Origin of the sequence: Streptomyces sp. WAC 06738, from assembly GCF_003945505.1 — a bacterium.
Classification (GTDB): Bacteria; Actinomycetota; Actinomycetes; order Streptomycetales; family Streptomycetaceae; genus Streptomyces.
On the sequence record NZ_CP029618.1, the window covers coordinates 5085894 to 5109807 of the forward strand.

Genomic DNA, 23914 nt, shown 5'->3' on the forward strand with positions numbered 1-23914 from the left:
CTCCGGCGTCCGCGCCGGATCACGCATGTGCCCTCCCCGCCGCTACGCCCGGCTCCCCGGCCCGCGCCGCCGGCCGCCCGCGTCCACGTCCCCGTCCGCACCGGAGTCGTCCGCACCCGAGTCGTCCGCACCGGAGCCACCCGCGCCCGGGCCGTCCGCGTCCCGGGTGCCGAAGCGTGCGTCGTACGTCCCGCGCAGCTCGTCCATCGGCAGCCCCCGCAGGTCCGCACCCACGTCCACGTCCACGTCCCGGTCCCGCGCCGCCGCCGCGCGCGCCTCCCGCGCCCGCCGGCGTGCGCGGCGCGCGCCGTAGCCGACGGCGGCGACCAGCCCGGCCAGCGCGAGCCCCGGCGGCACCACGACCAGCGGCACCCAGTCCGGCTGCCGCAGCGCGTCCGCCGCGTCGAGCAGGGCGAACGCCGCGCCCGAGAGCAGCACGAGCCCGGCGACGAGCTTCGCGGGCTCGAACCTATGACGCCGCACGCTGGACCTCCAACTGCCCGATCGAGACCGTCAGGTCCAGCACCAGCGTCCCCTTCGGCCCTCCGGACCTCCCGGCCGCCGGCTCCAGCACCGTCGTGCGCTCCTGCCCCGGGGAGACGTCGATGTCGCTGTCGCCGGGGTCCTCGGTGGCCGTGGTGGGCGGGAGCTGCATGTCGCCGATGTCGACCCGGGAGTGCACCTCCACGCGTACGTCGTCGGGGACCCGGACCGTCAGTTGGCCGAGGCCCACCTGGGCCGCCGTCTCGACCCGCCGGTCCCTGCCCGGATCGATCCTGCTGAGGTCGAGCCGGGCCTCGCCGCTGCCCAGCTCGTACCGGTCGCGCACGTCCGCGGCCGCCGCCGGCTGCCAGTTCCGCGTGCCCCATTCCGCCGTGATGGTGTCGGGCAGCCACAGCGCGACGGCCAGCAGGACCGTCGTCAGCAGCGCCCAGAAGGCGGTGCCGCCGCCGGTGCGGCCGATCCAGGCGCTGAGCGTGAAGCCCGCGCCGAAGACGGCGAGCGCGCTCGCCAGGCCGTACGCCAGGGTGGTGCCCAGCGGCTCCGCGCCCCAGGTGGCGTTCACGACGACGGCGCAGGTGCCGGCGGCGGCGAGGAACGTCCAGCCGCCGATGCCGGCCGCCTCGTGCTCGTCCGGGCCGCCGCCGGACGGCGCCCCCTTCTGCGTGCGGGAGCCGGTGCCCGGCGGTCCGCCCGGCGCCGCGTCCCCGGCGTCCTCGCCGTCGTCGGGGCCCCAGAGGTAGGGCGGGAAGTCGCCGTCCTTGGTGAGCGGGTCGCGCCACCAGGACGGGGAGTACGGCACGGGCGGCGGCGCGGTCTCCGGCGGTGCGTCGGCCACGGCGTGGGCGGTGGCGTCGTCCACCGGGACGCCGTCGGCGGCCAGCTCCTCCGCCGCCCGGCGGTGGTGCGACCAGTAGGCGGCGCCGCCGAGGCAGAGGAGCAGCAGCGCGGCGAAGAAGTGGGTGTCCGCCGAGTTCAGCACGGACAGGAAGAGGCCGCAGCCGACGATGGCGAAGAGCAGCGCCGTCAGCGCCGGGCCCTCGACCCGGCCGGAGAGCAGCCTGCGGCCCTCGCTGTCGTCCTCCCCGGCCAGCGGCATCAGCAGCCAGGCGAAGCCGTACGCGACGAGGCCGAGGCCGCCGGTGGCGGTGAGCACGCCGAGGACGACGCGGAAGATGACGGGGTCCATGCCGAAGAACTGGCCGAGGCCGCCGCAGACGCCGCCGACGACCTTGTAGCGGCGGCTGCGCCGCAGCCGCGGCCGGGCCGGGGAGCCGTCGGGCGTCCCGGGAGCCGGGTCCCCGGCGGCGCCGTCGGTCCGGTCCCGTGCCCCCGCGCGTGCGGTACGCATACGGGCCTCCGCCGCGGCGCGACCGCCCGCCGCGTCCCGCGCGCCCGCGTCCGGGGACGCACCCGCGCCCGGGGATGCACCCCCGTCCGCGCCGGGGCTCGTGTCCGTCATGGGTCCATGGTGGCGGACGCCGCCGCGGCGCGGGAGGCGGGATCACCCCGAGCCCACCCTGAAATCCTCCGGGGACCGATGGGGGCCAACCCTGATGCCAGCGCCGCCCCACCCGTGTGACGATGCATGGCATGACCGCCCCCACCGCCGCGCCCGCCTCCGAGGGCGCCGCCCCGCCCGGCGGCCCGTACGACCCGTACGAGCGGCCCGTCCGGCGCCTGTACCGCAGCGCCGACGGGCGCTGGCTCGGCGGCGTCGCGCGCGGTCTCGCCGGGCACCTCGGGCTGCCGGTGTCGTGGGTGCGGATCGTCTTCGTCGGCCTGCTCATGGCGAACGGCCTGGGCGTGCTGCTCTACGCGGTCTTCTGGTTCGTCGTCCCGCTCGGCCAGGGCGGCAGGGCGGAGAAGCCGCTCGTCGACGTCGACGCCGACGGGCGCAAGCGGCTCCGCAAACCCGACAAGGGCCAACTCCTCGCCCTCCTCGCCCTGCTCATCGGCGCCGGCATCTTCGCCGGCAGCCTGGACCTGGGCCGCTCCAACGCCTTCGTCTGGCCGCTGCTGCTCATCGGCGCCGGTGTGGCCCTGGTCTGGCGGCAGGCGGACAACGCGCGGCGGGCGAAGTGGGCGGCGGTCACGCGGCGCACGAAGTTCCTGCCGCTGGCCCGCGGCGCGGCCGGGGTGCTGCTGGTCGGGGCGGGGGTCAGCGCGATATTCGTCATGCAGGGCTCCACGCGGCACATCGGCGCGGTGGTGCAGGCGTCGCTCGCGGTGCTGGTGGGCGTGGCGCTGCTGGCGGGGCCCTGGCTCGTACGGATGGTGCAGGACCTGTCAGAGGAGCGGCTGATGCGCATCCGGGCGCAGGAGCGCGCGGAGGTCGCCGCCCACGTCCACGACTCCGTCCTGCACACCCTCACGCTCATCCAGCGCAACGCGGACAACGCCGGCGAGGTGCGCAAGCTGGCCCGCGCGCAGGAGCGGGAGCTGCGCACCTGGCTCTACAAGCCGGAGGGGACTGGCAAGGACGAGGAGGAGGGGGCGGGGCCCGGGACGCTCGCCGAGGGGGTGCGCAGGACGGCGGCGGAGGTGGAGGACCACCACGGGGTGCCGGTGGAGGTGGTGTGCGTCGGCGACTGCCCGCTGGACGACAAGCTGAGCGCGCAGTTGCAGGCGGCGCGTGAGGCGATGGTGAACGCGGCCAAGTACGGTGGCGAGGCGGGGCCGGTGCAGGTCTTCGCGGAGGTCGAGGGGCGGCAGGTCTTCATCTCGGTGAAGGACCGCGGTCCCGGCTTCGACCCCGACGCGGTCCCGGCCGACAGAATGGGCGTACGCGAGTCCATCATCGGCAGGATGGAGCGCAACGGCGGCACCGCCCGGCTGCGCACGCCGGCGGGCGGGGGCACCGAGGTGGAGCTGGAGATGGAGCGCGCGGAGTGAGCGCGTACGCGGACGCGGTGGGCGCAGTGAGGAGCGGACGATGACGGACGACGCAGCGGGCGGCACACCGGCGGCGGGGACCCCGGCGGCCGGGATCCGGGCGAGCGGCGCGGGCCCGGAGGGGGGCCGCCGGGTACGGGTGGTGCTCGTCGACGACCACCGCATGTTCCGGGCCGGGGTGCAGGCGGAGATCGGGGTGACCGACGAGACCGGCGTCGAGGTCGTCGGCGAGGCGGCGGACGTCGAGCAGGCCGTGACGGTCATCACCGCCACCCGCCCCGAGGTCGTGCTCCTCGACGTGCACCTGCCGGGCGGCGGCGGCGTCGAGGTGCTGCGCCGGTGCTCCGGGCTGATGGGGGAGTCGCCGAGCGGCGAGGCGCCGGTGCGCTTCCTGGCGCTGTCGGTGTCGGACGCCGCCGAGGACGTCATCGGCGTCATCCGCGGCGGCGCGCGCGGGTACGTGACGAAAACCATCACCGGCACGGACCTCGTCGACGCGATCTTCCGGGTCTCGGAGGGCGACGCGGTCTTCTCGCCGCGGCTCGCCGGCTTCGTCCTCGACGCCTTCGCGTCGACGGACGCGCCGCCGGTGGACGAGGACCTGGACCGGCTGACGCAGCGGGAGCGGGAGGTGCTGCGGCTGATCGCCCGGGGGTACGCGTACAAGGAAGTGGCGAAGCAGCTCTACATCTCCGTGAAGACCGTCGAATCGCACGTCTCGGCGGTGCTGCGCAAGCTCCAGTTGTCGAACCGGCACGAGCTGACGCGCTGGGCGACGGCCCGCCGCCTGGTCTGACGGACCGCCCCCGCGCGCCTCCCCCCGCGCTCAGGCGGGACGTACCGCCGTCACGAACGGCATCGAGTCCACCGGCGCGTAGCGCACGGTCGCCCCCGGCCGGGGCGCGTGGATGATCTGGCCGCCGCCCGCGTAGATGCCGACATGGCTGAGGCCGGAGTAGTAGAAGACCAGGTCTCCGGGCGCCAGCGCGGAGCGCGGGACGGTGCTGCCCGCCCCGGCCTGGGTGTAGGTCGTACGGGGCAGGGAGACGCCCGCGGCGCCCCAGGCGGCCTGGGTGAGCCCCGAGCAGTCGAAGGCGGCGGGGCCGACGGCGCCCCACACGTACGGGCTGCCGACCGCGCCCTGGGCGTACGACACGGCGCGCGCGGCGCGGGCGTTCGGCGCCTGCACCGGGCCGCGCGGGGCGCCGCGCGCCGCCCGGTCGCCCGCCGCGCCGCCGTGCCCGTCGGCGCCGAGGACGGCGTCGCGCTGCTCGGCGGTGAGGGTGTCGAGCAGCGCGCGGGCCTCGGAGAGCTTGTCCTCGATCGCGCTCTTGTGCCGCTTCAGCTCCGCCCGCGCTTCCTTCAGTTCGGCCAGCCGGTCACGGGCCTCCGCGCGCACCTGCTCCACCTCCCGTAACCGGCGCCCGACGCCTTCGAGCGCGGTGGCCTGCCTGTTGCCGACCCGTTCGAGGAGGGCCGCCTGGCGCAGGTAGTCCTCCGGCTCGGCGGAGAGGGCGAGCTGCACGGTGGGGTCGGCGGTGCCGTTGCGGTACTGCGCGGTGGCGAAGGAGCCGAGCGCGTTGCGGGCGTCGTTGAGCCGCGCGGTCTTGCGGGCGGCCTCGTCGCGGAGGTCGTCCAGGGTCCGTTCGGCACGGTCCGCCTTCTCCTTGACGCCGTTGTACTCCTCGACGGTCTGCTCGGCCTCGTGGTGCAGCCGGTCGACCCTGGCCCTGACCTCCGCGGGGGTCGGCTGCGGGTCGGCGTGCGCGAAGCCGCCGAGCGCGGTGGCGGTGGCGGCGCCGACGAGCACGATCGCCCCGGCGGTACGGGCCCTGGTCCTTCTGTGGGACGCCACTCGGGCGTTCACCCCTTCCTTGCGGTCCGGCGGCGCCCCGCACGGGGGAGCGGGCCGCCGCCGGCTCTCGGCGGAGGTGGCCGGCTGCCGCGCCGGTGACGCGGGCGGCGGTGAGAAGCCGACCACCTGAGCGGAGACGCTAAGCCGAGGGCGCGCCGCGAGAGGAGAGGATGAAAGAGACTTACCGGACCTGTCTGGCGGTGACCAATCGTGATCAGGCGAACACGGCGAAGTGATCTGCGGGTTGGTCTCCGTGACCGATGTTCCGGAAGTGGTCACCCCCATTGGGGCGAGCTGTTACGGACCGCTACGCTCCCGTCTCATGGATGTACTCATCAACCTCTTCGTCGCCTCGCACATCATCGGTGTCGCCGCACTGCTGGGCGGCTGGCTCACCCAGTTGAAGTCGTTGAGCACGGGCGACGTGCGCATCGCGCCCTCGATGGTGCACGGCGCGCTGGTCATGCTGGTGACCGGATTCATCCTCGTCAGCCTCAACGAGGCCGATGACGTGGAACTCAATCAGACGAAGATCAGCGTCAAGAGCGTGATCCTGATAGCCATCCTCGTCGCGGTCTTCATCAAGCGGAAGGAAGAGCGCATCCCGAAGCCCTACTTCGCCGCCATCGGACTCCTCACCATGGCCAACGTCGTCATCGCCACCACCTGGACCTGAGGGCGGTACCGTTCCTCCGGCCCTCGGAACCCCTGCAACGACCTCCGGCAACCCACGCCTTCAGGCCGGGCGCACCCCGCTGTGGAACGGCATGTAGTCGATCGACTCGTACTTCACGTCGTCGCCCGGCTTGGAAGCGTGGATCATCTGCCCGTTGCCCACGTAGATCCCGACGTGGCTGACGTCGTCGTAGAAGAAGACCAGGTCGCCCGGCTGCAGATCCGCCTTGGCCACCTGCGTGCCGGCGTTGACCTGGTCGTAGGTCGTACGCGGCAGTGAGATGCCCGCCTCCCGCCAGGCCGCCTGGGTCAGGCCCGAGCAGTCGTACGAGTCCGGGCCCGTGGCCCCCCACACGTACGGCTTGCCCAACTGGGCCTCGGCGAACGCCAGCACCTGCGCCGACTTCGAGGGAGCGGGGTCCGCGGGCGGCGGGTCCTCCTGCTGCTCCTCTTCCTGCTGCTGCTCCTGCTCGCGCTGCTGCTGTTCGCGGCGCTCCTGCTCGGCCTGCTGCTGCCGCTCCAGCTCCGCCTGGCGCGCGGCCTCCTCGGCCTTGCGCCGCGCCTCCTCCTCGCGCTTGCGCTCCAGCTCGGCGAGGCGCTTCTTCTCCGCCTCGGTGAGCCGGTCCAGCACCTTGCGCGCGTCGGACAGCTTGGTCTGCACCTCCTGCTTGGACTCCTGGAGCTGCTCCTGCGAGTCAGTGAGGGTGCGCAGGCTCTCCTGCGCCTCCGTGCGCTTCTTCGCGGCCTCGGCCTGGCGCACCTGGAACTGGTCGACCGCGGCCTTCTCGCGGTTCGTCAGCCGCTCCATGAGGTGCGCCTGGTCGAAGTAGGTCTGCGGGTCGGGCGCGAGCATGAACGTCGCGGTGGGCGTGACGCCCCCGGTGCGGTACTGGGCGGCGGCGAGCCGGCCCAGCTCGCGCCGCGACTCGTTGAGCCGCGCGGTCTCCTTGGCCACCTCGTCGAGCTGCTGCTCGACCCGGGTGCGCTGCTGCGCGGTGCGCTCCTTGGCGCCGTTGTAGCGCTCGGTGGCCCGCTCCGCCTCGTGGTAGAGGTGGTCGACTTCCTTCTGCACGTCCTCGATCGACCGCTCGGCCGGGGTCGCGCCGGCTTCCTGGGTGAGGAGCGTCGCTGAGGCCAGCGCCGCGGAGCCGACGCCGACGGCGGTACGCCGCCCCGCCGGCGACTCGAGGATCCGGGTCCGCGGCTTTCGGTGGGAAGCCAAGGCAGGCCACTCCTTCCGTCCGGGCAGTGCCGTGCACGGTAGCCACTCGGTGGGACTGCTGTGAAGTCTGATGTTCGATATGCCCGAAACCGTTTCGTGATCCGAGGCACAGTTCCGCGCAAGGGGGACATCCGGGGCGGGCGGTGGCGCCGGCGGCCGGGTCGCCCGGCGGGGGTGGAAAGAGGGCTGCGGGACTGGGTTGTCGGTGCGGCGCCCTAGACTCTGTGGACGATGAGCAGCCTCTTCGACGACAGTCATCTCGCCCTCGCCGCGAGCACCCCCGAGCCGTACTACCGCGATGGCGCGCCCCGCCCCGTGACGGACCCGGAAGCGCTGCTCACGGGGCTGAACGAGCAGCAGCGCGCCGCCGTGGAGCACACCGGCTCGCCCCTGCTGATCGTCGCCGGCGCCGGCTCCGGCAAGACCCGGGTGCTGACCCACCGGATCGCGTACCTGCTCGCCAAGCGGCGGGCCCACCCCGGCCAGATCCTCGCCATCACGTTCACGAACAAGGCGGCCGGGGAGATGAAGGAGCGCGTCGAGGAGCTGGTCGGCGCGCGGGCGAACGCGATGTGGGTCTCCACCTTCCACAGCGCCTGCGTGCGCATCCTGCGCCGCGAGTCGAAGAAGCTGGGCTTCACGTCCTCCTTCTCGATCTACGACGCCGCCGACTCGCGCCGGTTGATGGCCCTGGTCTGCCGGGACCTGGACCTCGACCCGAAGCGGTATCCGCCGAAGGCGCTCAGCGCCAGGGTCTCCAGCCTGAAGAACGAGCTGATCGACGAGGAGAGCTGGGCCGCCCAGGCCGTCGACGGCTTCGAGAAGACCCTCGCCGAGGCGTACGCGCTCTACCAGTCGCGGCTGCGCGAGGCCAACGCGCTGGACTTCGACGATCTGATCATGACGACCGTGAACCTGCTGCAGGCGTTCCCGGACGTCGCCGAGCACTACCGCCGCCGGTTCCGGCACGTGCTGGTCGACGAGTACCAGGACACCAACCGGGCGCAGTACATGCTGGTGCGCGAGCTGGTCGGCCCGCCGGCCGGTCCGCCGGGGGAGGGCGGGGCCGCGGAGGAGGACCAGACCGCCGCGGAGGACGGCGGCGCGGTCCGTACGTCGGGCCCGGAGGGACCCGCGGAGCTGTGCGTCGTCGGCGACGCCGACCAGTCGATCTACGCCTTCCGCGGCGCCACCATCCGCAACATCCTGCAGTTCGAGGAGGACTACCCCGAGGCGCGCACGATCCTCCTGGAGCAGAACTACCGCTCCACGCAGACGATCCTCAACGCGGCCAACGCCGTCATCGAGCGCAACGCCTCCCGCCGCCCCAAGAACCTGTGGACGGACGCCGGCGCCGGCGCCCGCATCGTCGGCTACGTCGCCGACACCGAGCACGACGAGGCGCAGTTCGTCGCCGACGAGATCGACCGGCTCTCGGACGCCGGCGAGGCGCGCGCCGGCGACGTCGCCGTCTTCTACCGGACCAACGCCCAGTCCCGTGTCTTCGAGGAAGTCTTCATCCGCGTCGGCCTGCCCTACAAGGTCGTCGGCGGCGTCCGCTTCTACGAGCGCCGGGAGGTCCGCGACGTCCTCGCGTACCTGCGCGTGCTCGCCAACCCCGAGGACTCCGTACCCCTGCGCCGCATCATGAACGTGCCCAAGCGCGGCATCGGCGACCGCGCGGAGGCGATGATCGAGGCGCTGGCGCAGCGCGAGCGGATCTCGTTCCCGCAGGCGCTGGTGCGCGTCGACGAGGCGTACGGGATGGCGTCCCGCTCGGTGAACGCCGTCAAGCGGTTCAACGCGCTGATGGAGGAGCTGCGCACGGTCGTCGAATCCGGCGCCGGGCCCGCCACGGTGCTGGAGGCGGTGCTGGAGCAGACGGGCTATCTCGCCGAGCTGCAGGCGTCGACGGACCCGCAGGACGAGACCCGTATCGAGAACCTGCAAGAACTGGCCGCCGTGGCCCTGGAGTTCGAGCAGGAGCGCGGCGAGGAGGGGCCCGGGACGCTCGCCGACTTCCTGGAGCGCGTCGCGCTCGTCGCCGACAGCGACGAGATCCCGGAGGAGGAGACGGACGGCTCCGGCGTGATAACGCTGATGACGCTCCACACCGCCAAGGGCCTGGAGTTCCCCGTGGTGTTCCTCAGCGGCATGGAGGACGGCGTCTTCCCGCACATGCGGGCCCTCGGCGACGTCAAGGAGCTGGAGGAGGAGCGCCGGCTGGCGTACGTCGGCATCACGCGCGCGCAGGAGCGGCTGTATCTGACGCGCTCGGTGATGCGCAGCTCGTGGGGCCAGCCGTCGTACAACCCGCCGTCGCGCTTCCTGGACGAGATCCCGCCGGCCTACGTGGAGTGGCGGCGCACGGGCGCCTCGGCCACCCGGGGCGGCGGCGGGGGGCGGTCGCCGATGGAGTCCGCGGCGGCGGCGCTGGCGTCGTCCACGTCCTCGGCCCGTACGCGGCAGGGCCCTTCGGGCTTCGCCACGGGGCGGGCGACGGAGCGGCCGGTGATCGCGCTGTCGGTGGGGGACCGGGTGACGCACGACCAGTTCGGGATGGGGACGGTCGTGGAGGTGTCGGGCTCGGGCGCGAACGCGCAGGCGACGATCGACTTCGGCGACGGAGGACGGACGAAGAAGCTGCTGCTGCGGTACGCGCCGGTCGAGAAGCTGTAGGGGCCGCGCGCCCCCGTTTGCGGGGGCTGCGCCCCGGTCCGTCCGTGCCGCGCGGCCCGCGCGGCATGCACCTCGTGCGGGCCTACTGCGGGTCGAGGCCCTTCTCCTGCAGCCAGGCGAGCGGGTCGATGGCGGAGCCGCCGCCGGGGTGCACCTCGAAGTGCAGGTGCGGTCCGGTGGAGTTCCCGGAGTTGCCGGAGTAGGCGACGACGTCGCCCGCCTGCACGGGGCCGGTGGTGATCGCGTAGCTGTCGAGGTGGGCGTACCACGTCTCGGTGCCGTCGGCCGCGGTGAGGACGAGCATGTTCCCGTACGAGTAGTCGTAGCGGGTGGTGACCGTGCCGTCGGTGGCGGCCTTCACCTCGCTGCCGTACGAGACGGGGAAGTCGATGCCGGTGTGCACGGACATCCAGTTGACGCCCGCCTGGCCGTAGTACGCGCTGAGCCCCGGGCTGTCGACCGGAACCGCGAACTTCGGCCGCAGCGCCTCCTTGCGCGCCGCCTCCTCCGCCTCCCGCTTCCGCTCGGCCTCCTGCTTCTCCTTGAGGTCGATGCGCTCCTGGGTACGGCTGGCGCGGTCGGCGAAGTCGTCGGCGTCCTCGGTGACGCCGCGAAGCTGCGTGTCGAGCGCGGCGTTGGCCTGCGAGGGCTTCGCGGAGCCCGGGTCCGGGGCCGCCTGCGTGGTCTTGCCGTCGCCCTCGGCGCCGCCCTTGCCGGTGACGCTCGCGGCGGCGACACCGGCCACGCCGACGACGGCGATGGACGGCACGGCCACGGTCAGCAGCGCGGAGCGCTTGGGACAGCGGCGGCGGGCGCGTACGGCGCGGCCGACGGGGACGCCGGCCGGGCGGCGCGCGGCGGCGGGGGCGGGGTCGGGCGCCGCGGGGGTCTCGGGCGCGTCGGGGTGGTCGAACCCGCCCTGCTTGTCGCTGCCTTCGATGCCGTCGTGCTCGGCGAGTGCGGTGGTGAAGTCCCAGGCGGAGGCCGCCTCGGGGTCGGCGTGCGCGGCGTTCGCGAGGTCCTGGGCGTAGGCCGCGTGCTCGTCGTACGCGGCGGCGGCCGCCGTGGCGTCGCCGAACGCCTCGGGATACGCGGTGGCTTCGGCGTACGCCGTGGCGTCCGGATACCCCGTCGTGTCCGTGGCCGCCTCCGCGTACACCGCGGTGTCGTAGTGGCCGGTGTCCCAGCCGGCGGCGGTGTCGTACTGCGCGCCTTGGTGCTGCGGGACCTCGTGCTGCCCGGCGTCGAACTGCGTGCCGTCGTACGCCGCGGCCTCGTGCTGCGCGCCGGTGTCCCAGTCGGACCACTCGCCGGTGGTGTTCCACTGCGCGGCCGGGGCGCCCGCCGAGGGGTAGCCGTAGTCGTAGTCGTCGGCCGGGCCCGCCTGCCGCGGGATGCCGCCGGCCGGTGTGTCGGTGGCGGCTTCCGTCCAGAGCGCGGAGACGTCGTAGCCGCCGGAGGCGTTGGCGTCGCCGGCGTAGGGATCGGCCGTGGCGTAGAGGCCGTTCGCGCCGTACGTGCCGAAGTCGGCCGACTGCGTGCCGGTGTCCCACGACGAGGTGGCGTCGGGCGTCGGATAGCCGCCGGCTTCGTAGCCGGTGGTGGCGTAGGTGCCCGAGTCGTACGCGGCCGAGTGGCTCGCGTCGTAGCCGTCATAGCTCTGGTCGTAGCTCTGATAGCCGTGATGGAGAGGCTCTTCACCGGAACCGCCGCCGTGGCCGGAGGTGTCGTAGCCGTACCCGTAGCTGTCGAGGCTTCCATAGGCGGAGGCGTCGCCAGCGGGAGAGGCCGGGGTGGGGAAGCCCGGCGGGGGACGGTCGTTCACCACTTCTCTTTCGCCTCGGGAGCAGGAGACTGCCGCGACTGTACCGGGCGTCCCACGGCTCGACAATCTTTCCTTGGTTTCGCCGGGGCGCGTTCGGGGCACTTGCCCGATTTTTCGAGTACCCGAGGGTAAGACCGGGGCCACGGCTGTCCGATTTGCTGGTGGCCGCACGTGTGATTTCCCCCTCCCCGGATGTTGCGTTCTGCCTGGGTGCGCGATGCTGGGGATAACGTTCGTTCACACCCTCGAAGGACTCACGGACGCGCGGGACGGCGCGATGGAGGCAGCGATGAGTGGCACCGGTCCGATCCGCGTGGTGGTGGCCAAGCCGGGACTCGACGGCCACGACCGCGGGGCCAAGGTCATCGCGCGGGCCCTGCGCGACGCCGGTATGGAGGTCATCTACACGGGCCTGCACCAGACGCCGGAGCAGATCGTCGACACCGCGATCCAGGAGGACGCCGAGGCGATCGGCCTCTCCATCCTCTCCGGGGCGCACATGACGCTCTTCGGCAAGGTCGTGGAGCTGCTGCGGGAGCGGGACGCGCTGGACATCAAGCTCTTCGGCGGCGGGATCATCCCGGAGGACGACATCCCGCAGTTGAAGGGGCTGGGTGTCGCGGCGATCTTCACGCCGGGGGCGGCGACCACCGAAGTGGTGGAGTGGGTGCGGACGCACGTGCGGGAGCCGGCGGGCGCCTGAGGCGTACGCCCCGGGGACGCGCGACCCGGTGGCGCGTTGCGCCACCGGGAGCGGCGCGTGACCCGCTGCGCGCCCGCGTCCCTCAGGGCCGCAGGGCGGCGGGGGTGGTCAGCTCGTCGCGCATCGCGGCGCGTATCCGCAAGGTGGCGACCAGCCGCTGGAACGCCTCCGACCAGTAACCGGCGGCGCCGGGCGAACTCTCCTCCGCCTCCTCGTGCATCGCGGCCAGCGGTTCGAGGCGGACGGCGTACGAGGGGTCGAGGCAGCGCTCCGCGAGGCCCATCACGCCGCTGAAGCTCCACGGGTAACTGCCGCCGTCGCGCGCGATCTCCAGGGCGTCGACCACGGCCCGGCCCAGCTCCTCCGGCCACGGCACGGCGCAGGCGCCGAGGAGGCGGAACGCCTCGGACAGGCCGTGCGCCGAGATGAACTCCGCGACCCACGCGGCCCGTTCCGCCTCGGGCAGCGCGGTGAGCAGCCGCGCCGGGTCCCGCCCGGGGACGTGCTCGCCGCCGCCCGACGTGCTGCCCGGGGCGGGGATGCGCGCGGGGGAGGGCGGGCCCGCGGTGAAGGGCGGCGGCTCGTTCGGGGGCGAGGTCGGGGCGGTGCCGAGGAGGGCGCGGGCCCAGACGGCGTCGTGCTGCCGGGCGGCGGCGCGGCTCCAGGCGGCGAGCAGGTCGGGCCGCCAGCCGTCGGCGACGGGCAGCTCGACGACCTCCGCGGGCGTCCGGTCGTCGAAGACCTCCGTCCACACCGCCAGCGGCGCCGCCGCGACCAACTGCCCGAACCACCACGACCGCTCGCCCATGCCCGCAGGCGGCGTGGCCACGATCCCGTCCCGCTCCATGGCGGCGTCGCACTCGTACGGCGCCTCCACCGCGACGACCGGCGGCTCCTCGCTGCGGTCGAGCATCACCAGCGACCGCACCCGCGCCGCCATCCGCCCGGCCAGCGCGGATCCGGGGAGCCCGGCGAGGAGTTCGGCCGCCGCGGCCCGCACGCCGCGGCTGCGATCGGCCAGGGCGTCCTCCAGGAACCGCTCGTCGGCGAGGGAGAGCCCCGTGCGCAGCAGCTCCACGAACGCGAGCCGGTCCTCGGCCTTCTCGGCGGACCACGTCGTGGTCAGCAACTCGACGGCGCCCGCGGGGTCGGCCCTGCGCACCTCGGCGAAGAGCGCACCGCGCACCTGGCTGGTCGCCGGCCCGCCGGTCCGCGGCCCCTCCTCCCACAGCGCGCGGACGGCGCCCGCGTCGCGCGGGTCGGGCAGCGCGGGCCCGGCCGCGCCGTCGCGCAGCAGCGGCGCCCACTGCGGGGCCCGCTCGGCGAGCCACAGCCCGCGCGGCCCGGCGAGGGCCAGCGCGTGCGGCCGCAGGTCGATACGGGCCCGGGCGGCGTCGAGCAGCGCGGGCAGCAACTCGGGCGGCGCCTGGTAGCCGTACTCGACGGCGTGCCGCAGCCACTCCGGTATCAGCTCGGCGAGGTCGGGCGTGGGCCCGCGCCGCCGGGCGCCGCCGCCCGTGCCGGAGCGGTCCGCGAGCAGCGCGGCGAGCCGCCGCCGCGCGGCGGAGGGCAGCCGGGGCCGCGGATCGTGCGCGGCGGGCTCGGGCAGCCGCCGCGCGGGTGCCGGCACGACCCCGGCCCGCCGCCGCACGGTGGCCGCCGCGGCGGCGTCGAGCAGCGCCCCCTCGTCGACCCCCCGCCGCCCGCCCCCGACGACAGCCGCACCGACCAACTCGCCCCAGCCCTCGAAGACCTGCGCCCCCACCGTCATACGACCCCCTCAGAAGACCCGCACCCCGCCCGGACCCCGCACCGGCGCGCCCCCGTCACGACGGCCGCCGCCTGTCCCGTACGCCTCGCGCGCCGCGGGCCGGCCCCCGCCGGTCCGTTGCGCCGCCGCTCCTCCCGATCCCGCGTCAGCGCCATGCGGCTCCGCCCTTCGCCGCGGCGATCGGCACGCCCGCCTCCGCCGCCGCGGCGACCGCGCCCGTCAGCGGGACCGCCGTGCCCGCCGACCACGTGGTCAGCGGGCGGAAGCCGGCGTGGCCGAACTCGCCGAAGACCGTGACCGGGCCGCCCCCCGACACCGCGAGGAGCTGCCACACGCCCGGGCCGCGCCCCGCGGCCGGGTGGAGCGGCAGCGCGCGGTCGCCCGTGCGCTCGGCCAACTGCCAGCCCTCGCCCCCCTCTTCCGGCACCGGAACCACGTCCGTCAGGACCGCCGGTATCCCCTCCAGCCACGGATCCGACGCCAGCGCCGCCCCGTACGCCGCGGCCACCGCCGCCACCCCCGACCCCGGCGGCACGGCCCGCTCCTCCCGGCCGCCCACCGCCGCCGGGGTCCGCGGGCCCGCGTGGACCGTGCCGAGCGCCGCGCGCAGCGGATACGCGCCCGGGTAATAGGCCAGCTCCGCGTCCAGCACCAGCCCCGTCGGCAGCGACTGCTGCGGCGCCCGGCCCGCGGCCCCGTACGCCAGGAGCAGCGCCATCCGCTTGGTGCCCGCGCCCCTGAGCCAGATGCGGCGGGTGACCAGCTTGCCGTCGTCGGCGTCCTCCTGGGCCAGCACCAGCCAGTCGTCCCGCAGCGTGCCGCCGCGCAGCAGCCCCGCGGCGTCGACCGTCAGGCCCACCCGCGACCGCACCGTCGCCGCCAGCGGCTCGGGCAGCTCGTCCAGCCGCAGGAACCCCTGGTCCAGCAGATGCAGCAGGCTGCACTCGGCGAGCAGCCGCGCCGGCCACCCGGGCCCCGAAGCCGGCAGCGTCCCCAACTCGCGTACCCGCGCCGCCAGTCCGGGCGCCTGCGCGTCGACCATCCGCGCCGCCGTCTCCTCCCACACCGCGCCCCGCGGCGCCGCCGCCAGCCCGTCGCGCAGCAGGTCCGCCAGCCGCTGCTCCAGCTCCACGGCGCCCGCGGCGATCCGCTGCCGCCGCTGCTCCGCCCGCCGCCGGGCCTCGGCCGCCGCCGCCGGATCCGGGGCCCGCTCCGCCGCGGGCTCGGCCACGGCCTTGCGCCCCGCCTTCTCCCGGCGGCTCGCCAGCCACTCCGCCGCCCACTCCGGGACAGGCGCTTCCGCCGGGGTCTCGGGCACGTCGCCCTGTGCCCAGCGCAGCAGCAGCCCCAGTGCGTGCTTGCACGGGAACTTCCGGCTCGGGCAACTGCACTTGTACGCCGGGCCCTGCAGATCCACCACCGTCTGATACGGCCTGCTGCCGCTCCCGCGGCACAGCCCCCACACCGCCTCGCCCGCGGCCCCCGACTCCGCCCACGGCCCGGCCGCGGCGAGCTTGCCGCCCGCCGTACGCGACGAGGCGTCAGGCGCCAGCCCCCACACCTGATCCACGCTCCACCGTTCGCTCAGCCCCTCCATGCCCACGACGCTACGACCCCCCACTGACAACGGCCCTGACCTGCGATATCCACAGGCGCGGGGGCGGTGTCAGTGCCGTGCGGCAAGGTGGTTTCCGCAGTCACCGCGGCGGTAGCGGGCGGCGGCTGCGACCGAGTCGGCGAGGAGGGGACGATGACGACCACGACAGGGGCAGGCGCGGCCATCGGGGGCAGCGGCGAGGCGGGCGGGGCTCCGGAGTCCGCGGGGTCCGCGGGCACCGGCGGGTCCGCGGCCGCGGACGCCGCGCTGCGGCCCCACGCCGAGGACGCCTTCGCGCATGAACTGGCGGCCCTCGCCGCCGCGGACGACCGGCCGAGGCCGCCGCGCTGGCGGCTGTCGCCGTGGGCGGTGTCCACGTATCTGCTGGGCGGCACGCTCCCGGACGGCACGGCCATCACGCCCAAGTACATCGGCCCCCGCCGGATCGTGGAGGTGGCCGTCGCCACGCTGGCGACGGACCGGGCGTTGCTGCTCCTCGGCGTGCCCGGCACCGCGAAGACCTGGGTCTCGGAGCATCTGGCCGCCGCCGTCAGCGGCGATTCCACACTGCTCGTCCAGGGGACGGCGGGCACGCCGGAGGAGGCGATCCGCTACGGGTGGAACTACGCGCAGTTGCTGGCGGCGGGCCCCAGCCGGGAGGCGCTGGTGCCCAGCCCGGTGATGCGGGCGATGGCGGAGGGCATGACGGCGCGGGTCGAGGAGCTGACCCGTATCCCCGCCGACGTGCAGGACTCGCTCATCACGATCCTGTCGGAGAAGACCCTGCCGATCGCGGAGCTGGGCGAAGAGGTCCAGGCGGTCCGGGGGTTCAACGTCATCGCGACGGCCAACGACCGCGACCGCGGGATCAACGAGCTGTCGAGCGCCCTGCGCCGCCGCTTCAACACGGTGGTGCTGCCGCTCCCGGCGTCCCCCGAGGACGAGGTCGGCATCGTCACCCAGCGCGTCGCCCAGATCGGCGCCTCCCTCCAGCTTCCGCCGGTCCCCGAGGCGGTCGACGAGATCCGCAGGGTCGTCACGGTCTTCCGCGAACTGCGGGACGGGGAGACGTCCGACGGCCGGACGAAGGTCAAGTCCCCGTCCGGGACGCTGTCGACGGCCGAGGCGATATCCGTGGTCACCGGCGGCCTCGCGCTGGCGGCGCACTTCGGCGACGGGGTGCTGCGCGCGAGCGACGTGGCGGCGGGCATCCAGAGCGCGGTGGTCCGCGATCCGGCGGCGGACGGCGTGGTGTGGCAGGAGTACCTGGAAACGGTCGTCCGCGAGCGCGAGGGCTGGAAGGACCTCTACCGCGCCTGCCGCGAGCTCACGGCGTGACCCCACCGCAGTGCCGCACATAAAGAAGTAGGGAAAGGGAGTGAGGGGGTGAAGGTGGCGGAAGAGGCGAATGCGGGCGAGGAGTTCGCCGACGCACGGCAGGAGGGCACGGGGCCCGTGGCAGAGGGAGGCGCGGCGCCCGCGGCCGGGGGAGCCGCGCGGGCCGTGGCCGCGAGCGGCACCGGGCCCGTGGCCGGGGAAGCCGCGGGGCGCCCGGCGGGCAGGCGCGCGGGAGCCGTGGCCGGGGGAGTCGCCGCAGGCGTGGCAGAGAGGGGTGCGGAGCGCTTGGGCGGGGGAGTCGGGGTCGTGGAGGGGGAGCGGGCCGTGAGCGGTGTGCAGGAGGGGAGCACGCGGAGCGCCGCGGCCGTCGAGCCGCTGCTGCTCGGCGTGCGGCACCACGGGCCCGGCTCAGCGCGCGGGGTCGCCGCGGCGCTGGACGCGTACCGGCCGCGGGTCGTGCTCATCGAGGGGCCGCCGGAGGCGGACGCGATCGTCGGCCTCGCCGGCGACGAGGACATGCGGCCGCCCGTCGCGCTGCTGGCCCACGCCGTGGACGAGCCGGCGCGGGCGGGATTCTGGCCGCTGGCGCACTTCTCGCCGGAGTGGGTCGCGATCCGCTGGGCGCTGCGCCACGGCGCCCCGGTCCGCTTCATCGACCTCCCCGCCGCCCACACTCTCGCGATGGCCGGCGCCGGCCGGCCGGCCCCCGGCGGGCCGGACCCGGACGAGGGGCCGGAGGAGAGCCGGTCCGAGGACGGGGGCGGAACAGAAGGCAAGGGAGGGGCAGGACCGGGGCTCGACCCCGAGGCGCTCCGCATCGACCCGCTGGCGGTCCTCGCGGAGGCCGCCGGTTACGACGACCCGGAGAGGTGGTGGGAGGACGCGATCGAGCACCGCATGCCGCACGCGGGCGTGGAAGCAGGGGAGCGGGGCGGTCGCACGGTGCCGGCGACCGGTACCGGGGGCGCTGCGGCCCCGGACGCCGACGGCTCCGCCGCCCCCACCGGTGCCCGCGGCCCGGCCGCCGCCACGTTCGTCGCGCTGGGCGAGGCGATGGGCGCGTTGCGCGAGCGGTACGGGGACGGAGGGCACGACCGGGACCTGGTGCGCGAAGCGCACATGCGGCTGCGGCTGCGGGAGGCGCGGCGCGAGTTCGACGGGCAGGTCGCCGTCGTCTGCGGCGCGTGGCACGTGCCGGCGCTGCGGGCCCGCACCACCGTCACCGCCGACCGCCGCCTGCTCAAGGGCCTGCCCAAGGTGAAGACCGAGGTGGCCTGGGTGCCGTGGACCCACCGCCGGCTGGCGCGGCAGAGCGGCTACGGGGCGGGTATCGACTCCCCCGGCTGGTACGCGCACCTCTTCGAGGTGCGGGACCGGCCCATCGAGCGCTGGTTGATCAAGGTCGCCGACCTGCTGCGCGCCGAGGGCCGCACGGTCTCGTCGGCGCACGTCATCGAGGCCGTCCGGCTCGCCACCGCGCTGGCCACGATGCGGGGCCGCCCGCTCGCCGGGCTGGCCGAGACGCTCGACGCCGTACGGGCCGTGATGTGCGACGGCTCCGAGGTGCCGCTGGCGCTCGTCGCCGACCGGCTCGTCGTGGGGGACGCGCTCGGCGAGGTGCCGGAGTCGGCGCCCGCCGTGCCGCTGCAGCGGGATCTGGCCCGTACGCAGCGGGCGTTGCGGCTCAAGCCGGCGGCGGAGGAGCGCGAGCTCCAGCTCGACCTGCGCAAGGAGACCGACGCCGGGCGCAGCCGCCTGCTGCACCGGCTGCGGCTGCTCGGCATCGACTGGGGTGTGCCCGCGGCCTCCCGGGCGAGCACCGGCACGTTCCGCGAGACGTGGAGCCTGCGGTGGGAGCCCGACCTGTCCGTACGCGTCGTGGAGGCGGCACTCTGGGGTACGACGGTGGTGGCGGCGGCCACGGCCAAGGCCGAGTACGAGGCGGCGCAGGCCGGTTCGCTCGCGCAGGTGACGGCGCTGGCCGAGCAGTGCCTGCTCGCCGAGCTGACCGACGCCCTGCCGGTCGCCATGCAGGCTCTCGCCGACCGCGCCGCGCTCGACACCGACGTCGGCCACCTGGCCGCGGCCCTCCCGGCGCTGGCCCGCTCCGTGCGCTACGGCGACGTCCGCGGCACGGAGACCGCGGCGCTCGCGGAGGTCGCCACGGGTCTGGCCGATCGCGTCTTCGTCGGCCTCCCGGCCGCGTGCGTGGGTCTCGACGCGGACGGAGCGCAGGAGATGCGCACGCACGTCGACGCGGTGCACGCGGCGGTGGCGCTGCTGGACGCGGGCGCGGGGTCGGGGGCCGCCGGTTCGGAGGCGGGCGCCTCCGGCGGTGCGGTGAACGGCGGGCGTGGCACAGAGGCCGGAGGTGAGGACGGCGAGGCAGCCGGTGAGGGTGCGGCGGCGGAGGCGGCGGCCCTTGACCCGTCCGGTTCGCTGCGGGGGCGGTGGGCCGGTGCGTTGCGGGTGCTGGCGGGCCGGGACGCCGTGCCCGGGCTCATCAGGGGCCGGGCCGTGCGGCTGCTCCTCGACGGTGGCCGGATGCCGGCCGCGGAGGCGGAGCGGGTCATGGGCCTCGCGTTGTCGCACGCCGTGCCGCCCGCGGACGCCGCCGCATGGGTCGAGGGCTTCCTCGGCGGCGACGGCGGCATGCTCCTCGTCCACGACGAGCGGCTGCTCGCGCTGGTCGACGGCTGGCTGACCGGGTTGTCCGGCGACGCCTTCACGGACGTGCTGCCGCTGCTGCGGCGGACGTTCGCCGAGTACGAGCCGGGGGCCCGGCGCGCCCTCGGCGAGTTGGTACGCCGCGGCGCCTCCGCCGCGGGCCCGGCGGAGCCGGAGGGCCTGCCGGGCTTCGCCGACGAGATCGACCCCGCCCGCGCGGCCGCCGTCCTGCCCACGCTCCGCGCCCTGCTCGGCACCGAGGAGGAACAACCGTGAACCCCGCCCCCGGTTCGTCTCCAGACCGCCACCCCCCGGCAGAGGAGCCCACGATGCCCACCCCCCGGCCCGCCACGAGTCGCGCCGCCCGGCGCCCCGCCGCCGACCCCGCCGAGACCGCGGCCCCCGTCACCCCAACTCCCGCCCCGCCGGCCTCCTCTGTCTCCCCCAGCGCTGTCCGCTCCGCAGACGCGACCCCCGCCACCCCCGGCAACCCCACCCCCGGCACCCTCACCCCCGCCGACCCCGACCCCGCGATCCCGCCCCCCTCACCCACATCTCCCCCCGTCCCCGCGCCCCCTTCTCCCCTCCCCCCGACACCCTCTGCCTCTGATCCCCGGCGCGCCCCTGCCCTCCCTCCCACGATCCCGCCCCCCGCACCGCCATCTCCCCCCGTCCCCGCGGGCGAGCGGTTGCGGCGGTGGCGGCTGGTGCTGGGGGGCGAAGGCGGCGGCGACGGGACCGGGGCCGCGCTGGGCGGGGACGACGCCGGGATGGACCAGGTGCTCGCCGCTCTCTACGGCGGCGCCGAGCAGCCCGGCCGCAGCGGCCGGCGGCGGGCCGGGCTCGGCGGGTCCGCCCCGCAGGTGGCCCGGTGGCTCGGCGACGTGCGGGAGTACTTCCCGACGCCCGTCGTCCAGGTCATGCAGCGCGACGCCATCGACCGCCTCGGCATCGCCTCGCTCCTCCTGGAGCCCGAGATGCTCGCCGCCGTCGAGCCCGACGTGCATCTCGTCGGCACGCTCCTCTCCCTCGCCAAGGCCATGCCCGACGAGGCCCGCGAGACCGCCCGCACCGTCGTCCGGCAGGTCACCGACGACCTGGAGCGCAAGCTCGCCGCCCGCACCCGCGCCACCCTCACCGGCGCCCTCGACCGGGCCGCCCGCGTGCAGCGCCCCCGGCACCGCGACATCGACTGGGACCGCACCATCCGCGCCAACCTCAAGCACTACGTCCCCGAGCACCGCACCGTCGTCCCCGAGCGCCTCGTCGGCTACGCGCGCGCCGCCCGCTCCGTCCGCAAGGAAGTCGTCCTCGCCATCGACCAGTCCGGTTCCATGGCCGCCTCCGTCGTCTACGCCTCCGTCTTCGGCGCCGTCCTCGCCTCGATGCGCTCCCTCGCCACCCGCCTCGTCGCCTTCGACACCGCGGTCGTCGACCTCACCGACCAGCTCAGCGACCCCGTCGACGTGCTCTTCGGCACCCAACTCGGCGGCGGTACGGACATCAACAGGGCGCTCGCCTACTGCCAGCAGCGCATCACCCGCCCCGCCGACACCGTGGTCGTGCTCATCAGCGACCTGTACGAGGGCGGCATACGGCAGGAGATGCTGAAGCGGGTCGCCGCGATGAAGGCGTCCGGCGTGCAGTTCGTCGCGCTGCTGGCGCTCTCCGACGAGGGGGCGCCCGCGTACGACCGTGATCACGCGGCCGCGCTCGCCGCTCTCGGCGCACCCGCGTTCGCCTGTACGCCCGAGCTGTTCCCCGAGGTGATGGCGGCGGCGCTCGAGGGCCGCCCGCTGCCCGTCCCCGCGGCGACGTAGAGACGAGGAGAGACGCGGAGAGACGGAAAGACACGGAAAGACTCGGAAAGACACGGACAGCAGTCACCCGCGCCCCCTCCGTATCCGCTCACACGGGAACCGCACTTGTGACCGTTCTCACCGCGCCGGTGTGACCCCGAATTTATGCCGGGCTGTCGGGCAGGGCTAACCTGCAAGGCGACCCTGCCATTACAACGCGACACGACTGAATCACAAGGGACGGACGCGCGTGGATCTGTTCGAGTACCAGGCGAGGGATCTCTTCGCCAAGCATGGTGTACCGGTGCTGGCCGGCGAAGTCATCGACACGCCCGAGGCGGCGCGCCAGGTGACCGCGGAGCTCGGCGGTCGCGCCGTCGTCAAGGCCCAGGTCAAGACCGGCGGCCGGGGCAAGGCGGGCGGCGTGAAGCTGGCGTCCGACCCCGACGACGCCGTCGAGAAGGCCGGCCAGATTCTGGGCATGGACATCAAGGGCCACACGGTCCACAAGGTGATGCTCGCCCAGACCGCGGACATCGCCGACGAGTACTACGTGTCGTATCTCCTCGACCGCGCCAACCGCACGTTCCTCGCCATGGCCTCCGTCGAGGGCGGCATGGACATCGAGGAGGTCGCGGCCACCAAGCCGGAGGCGCTGGCCAAGATCCCCGTCGACGCCAACGAGGGCGTGACCGAGGCCAAGGCCCGCGAGATCGTCGACGCCGCGCGCTTCCCCGCCGAGATCGCCGACCAGGTCGTCGAGGTCCTGCAGACGCTGTGGACCGTCTTCGTCCGGGAGGACGCCCTCCTGGTCGAGGTGAACCCCCTGGTGAAGACCGCCGAGGGCAGGGTGCTGGCGCTGGACGGCAAGGTGTCGCTGGACGAGAACGCCGAGTTCCGCCAGCCCGACCACGTCGCTTTCGAGGACAAGGCCGCCGCCAACCCGCTGGAGGCCGCCGCCAAGGCCAAGGGCCTCAACTACGTGAAGCTCGACGGCCAGGTCGGCATCATCGGCAACGGCGCGGGTCTGGTCATGTCCACCCTCGACGTCGTCGCGTACGCGGGCGAGAAGCACAGCGGCGTGAAGCCCGCCAACTTCCTCGACATCGGCGGCGGCGCCTCCGCCGACGTGATGGCCAACGGCCTGGAGATCATCCTCGGCGACCCGGACGTCCGGTCCGTCTTCGTCAACGTCTTCGGCGGCATCACCGCGTGCGACGCGGTCGCCAACGGCATCGTGCAGGCCCTCGAACTGCTCAAGACCAAGGGCGAGGACGTCACCAAGCCGCTGGTCGTGCGGCTCGACGGCAACAACGCCGAGCTGGGTCGCAAGATCCTCAGCGACGCCAACCACCCGCTCGTCGAGCAGGTGGACACGATGGACGGCGCCGCCGACCGCGCCGCCGAGCTGGCCGCCAAGTAAGGACAGAGGGCAGAAGAAAACCATGGCTATCTTCCTCACCAAGGACTCCAAGGTCATCGTCCAGGGCATGACCGGCTCGGAGGGCCAGAAGCACACGCGGCGGATGCTGGCCTCCGGCGCCAACGTCGTCGGCGGGGTCAACCCCCGCAAGGCGGGCCAGAAGGTCGACTTCGATGGCACTGAGATTCCGGTCTTCGGCTCCGTCAAGGAGGCCATCGACACGACCGGCGCCGACGTCACCGTCATCTTCGTGCCGGAGAAGTTCACCAAGTCCGCCGTGATCGAGGCCATCGACGCCGAGATCCCGCTCGCGGTGGTCATCACCGAGGGCATCGCGGTCCACGACACCGCCGCCTTCTGGGCGTACGCGGGCGCCAAGGGCAACAAGACGCGCATCATCGGCCCCAACTGCCCCGGTCTGATCACCCCGGGCCAGTCCAACGCCGGCATCATCCCCGCGGACATCACCAAGCCCGGCCGGATCGGCCTGGTGTCGAAGTCCGGCACGCTGACGTACCAGATGATGTACGAGCTGCGCGACATCGGCTTCTCCACCTGCGTCGGCATCGGTGGCGACCCGGTGATCGGCACCACCCACATCGACGCGCTCGAAGCCTTCGAGGCCGACCCCGACACCGACCTGATCGTGATGATCGGCGAGATCGGCGGCGACGCCGAGGAGCGGGCCGCGGACTACATCAAGGCACATGTGACCAAGCCGGTCGTCGGCTACGTCGCGGGCTTCACCGCCCCCGAGGGCAAGACCATGGGCCACGCCGGCGCCATCGTCTCCGGCTCCTCGGGCACGGCCCAGGCGAAGAAGGAAGCCCTGGAGGCCGCGGGCGTGAAGGTCGGCAAGACGCCGTCGGAGACGGCGCGGCTGGCCCGCGAGGTGCTGGCGGGCTGACGCGCCTCGCCGCGCAGGTCTCGGCAGAGGCCCCCGTTACGGAACGAGAGCGGGCCC

The 23914-nt window shown here is 74.6% G+C and carries 17 protein-coding genes; 10 read left to right on the forward strand and 7 right to left on the reverse strand.

The window, feature by feature from the left end; all coding sequences use genetic code 11:
* Window positions 1–42: 42 nt before the first annotated feature.
* Window positions 43–483: a hypothetical protein gene (locus DMB38_RS22595; protein WP_125936702.1), complete on the reverse strand. Its 441-nt coding sequence runs from the start codon at window positions 481–483 to the stop codon at window positions 43–45.
* Window positions 470–1963, reverse strand: a complete 1494-nt coding sequence (locus DMB38_RS22600; protein ID WP_125936703.1) for a PspC domain-containing protein — start codon at window positions 1961–1963, stop codon at window positions 470–472. The genes DMB38_RS22595 and DMB38_RS22600 overlap by 14 nt, the downstream gene beginning before the upstream one ends.
* Window positions 1964–2094: 131 nt before the next feature.
* Between DMB38_RS22600 and DMB38_RS22605 the strand changes: the two genes are divergently transcribed.
* A complete protein-coding gene (locus DMB38_RS22605; protein WP_125936704.1) occupies window positions 2095–3396 on the forward strand; it encodes an ATP-binding protein in 1302 nt (433 codons plus the stop codon).
* A gap of 40 nt (window positions 3397–3436) precedes the next feature.
* Window positions 3437–4192 carry a response regulator transcription factor gene (locus tag DMB38_RS22610; RefSeq protein ID WP_047017631.1) on the forward strand — a complete coding sequence of 252 codons (756 nt, stop codon included), beginning with the start codon at window positions 3437–3439 and terminating at the stop codon, window positions 4190–4192.
* Window positions 4193–4222: 30 nt separating this feature from the next.
* On the opposite strand, the gene DMB38_RS22615 is transcribed toward DMB38_RS22610, so the two are convergent.
* On the reverse strand, window positions 4223–5263 hold the full coding sequence (locus DMB38_RS22615) for a C40 family peptidase (protein WP_125936705.1): 1041 nt from the start codon (window positions 5261–5263) through the stop codon (window positions 4223–4225).
* 310 nt (window positions 5264–5573) lie between these two features.
* On the opposite strand from DMB38_RS22615, the gene DMB38_RS22620 reads away from it, so the two are divergent.
* Window positions 5574–5927, forward strand: coding sequence for a hypothetical protein (locus DMB38_RS22620; protein ID WP_125936706.1), 354 nt, complete (start codon window positions 5574–5576; stop codon window positions 5925–5927).
* Between the two features lie 60 nt (window positions 5928–5987).
* Here DMB38_RS22620 and DMB38_RS22625 read toward each other — a convergent pair whose 3' ends face one another.
* Window positions 5988–7148: a C40 family peptidase gene (locus DMB38_RS22625; protein WP_125936707.1), complete on the reverse strand. Its 1161-nt coding sequence runs from the start codon at window positions 7146–7148 to the stop codon at window positions 5988–5990.
* Window positions 7149–7379: 231 nt separating this feature from the next.
* Here DMB38_RS22625 and pcrA point away from each other — a divergent pair, with 231 nt between their 5' ends.
* The gene (gene pcrA / locus DMB38_RS22630; protein WP_125936708.1) at window positions 7380–9827 is read left to right on the forward strand and encodes a DNA helicase PcrA; all 2448 of its coding nucleotides are present in this window, start codon (window positions 7380–7382) and stop codon (window positions 9825–9827) included.
* A gap of 82 nt (window positions 9828–9909) precedes the next feature.
* Here the strand turns inward: pcrA and DMB38_RS22635 are convergent, their stop codons facing one another.
* The gene (locus DMB38_RS22635) at window positions 9910–11652 is read right to left on the reverse strand and encodes a M23 family metallopeptidase (RefSeq protein WP_125936709.1); all 1743 of its coding nucleotides are present in this window, start codon (window positions 11650–11652) and stop codon (window positions 9910–9912) included.
* 289 nt (window positions 11653–11941) lie between these two features.
* Between DMB38_RS22635 and DMB38_RS22640 the strand changes: the two genes are divergently transcribed.
* Window positions 11942–12355 carry a cobalamin B12-binding domain-containing protein gene (locus tag DMB38_RS22640; protein ID WP_047017636.1) on the forward strand — a complete coding sequence of 138 codons (414 nt, stop codon included), beginning with the start codon at window positions 11942–11944 and terminating at the stop codon, window positions 12353–12355.
* 82 nt (window positions 12356–12437) lie between these two features.
* On the opposite strand, the gene DMB38_RS22645 is transcribed toward DMB38_RS22640, so the two are convergent.
* Together DMB38_RS22645 and DMB38_RS22650 are read right to left on the reverse strand one after the other, a co-directional pair.
* A complete protein-coding gene (locus DMB38_RS22645; RefSeq protein WP_164716081.1) occupies window positions 12438–14126 on the reverse strand; it encodes a DUF5691 domain-containing protein in 1689 nt (562 codons plus the stop codon).
* Between the two features lie 145 nt (window positions 14127–14271).
* Complete coding sequence (locus DMB38_RS22650; RefSeq protein ID WP_125939197.1) at window positions 14272–15729, reverse strand: SWIM zinc finger family protein; 1458 nt, start codon at window positions 15727–15729, stop codon at window positions 14272–14274.
* Window positions 15730–15876: 147 nt separating this feature from the next.
* Between DMB38_RS22650 and DMB38_RS22655 the strand changes: the two genes are divergently transcribed.
* The 5 genes from DMB38_RS22655 (at window position 15877) to sucD (ending at window position 23857) form a co-directional block, all read left to right on the forward strand.
* The gene (locus DMB38_RS22655; RefSeq protein WP_125936710.1) at window positions 15877–17061 is read left to right on the forward strand and encodes an AAA family ATPase; all 1185 of its coding nucleotides are present in this window, start codon (window positions 15877–15879) and stop codon (window positions 17059–17061) included.
* Between the two features lie 324 nt (window positions 17062–17385).
* Window positions 17386–20004, forward strand: coding sequence for a DUF5682 family protein (locus DMB38_RS22660; protein ID WP_206337727.1), 2619 nt, complete (start codon window positions 17386–17388; stop codon window positions 20002–20004).
* Between the two features lie 365 nt (window positions 20005–20369).
* Window positions 20370–21548, forward strand: a complete 1179-nt coding sequence (locus DMB38_RS22665) for a VWA domain-containing protein (protein ID WP_125939199.1) — start codon at window positions 20370–20372, stop codon at window positions 21546–21548.
* A gap of 229 nt (window positions 21549–21777) precedes the next feature.
* Window positions 21778–22950, forward strand: a complete 1173-nt coding sequence (sucC, locus tag DMB38_RS22670; protein ID WP_047017640.1) for an ADP-forming succinate--CoA ligase subunit beta — start codon at window positions 21778–21780, stop codon at window positions 22948–22950.
* A gap of 22 nt (window positions 22951–22972) precedes the next feature.
* Window positions 22973–23857 carry a succinate--CoA ligase subunit alpha gene (sucD, locus tag DMB38_RS22675; protein WP_125936711.1) on the forward strand — a complete coding sequence of 295 codons (885 nt, stop codon included), beginning with the start codon at window positions 22973–22975 and terminating at the stop codon, window positions 23855–23857.
* The last annotated feature ends 57 nt before the right edge of the window (window positions 23858–23914 follow it).

Bases quoted from the DNA above. Each gene is read 5' to 3' on its own strand.
- DMB38_RS22600 (WP_125936703.1), bottom strand. From the start codon at position 1,963: ATGACGGACACGAGCCCCGGCGCGGACGGGGGTGCATCCCCGGGCGCG.
- DMB38_RS22605 (WP_125936704.1), top strand. From the start codon at position 2,095: ATGACCGCCCCCACCGCCGCGCCCGCCTCCGAGGGCGCCGCCCCGCCC.
- DMB38_RS22610 (WP_047017631.1), top strand. From the start codon at position 3,437: ATGACGGACGACGCAGCGGGCGGCACACCGGCGGCGGGGACCCCGGCG.
- DMB38_RS22620 (WP_125936706.1), top strand. From the start codon at position 5,574: ATGGATGTACTCATCAACCTCTTCGTCGCCTCGCACATCATCGGTGTC.
- pcrA (WP_125936708.1), top strand. From the start codon at position 7,380: ATGAGCAGCCTCTTCGACGACAGTCATCTCGCCCTCGCCGCGAGCACC.
- DMB38_RS22640 (WP_047017636.1), top strand. From the start codon at position 11,942: ATGAGTGGCACCGGTCCGATCCGCGTGGTGGTGGCCAAGCCGGGACTC.
- DMB38_RS22645 (WP_164716081.1), bottom strand. From the start codon at position 14,126: ATGACGGTGGGGGCGCAGGTCTTCGAGGGCTGGGGCGAGTTGGTCGGT.
- DMB38_RS22655 (WP_125936710.1), top strand. From the start codon at position 15,877: ATGACGACCACGACAGGGGCAGGCGCGGCCATCGGGGGCAGCGGCGAG.
- sucD (WP_125936711.1), top strand. From the start codon at position 22,973: ATGGCTATCTTCCTCACCAAGGACTCCAAGGTCATCGTCCAGGGCATG.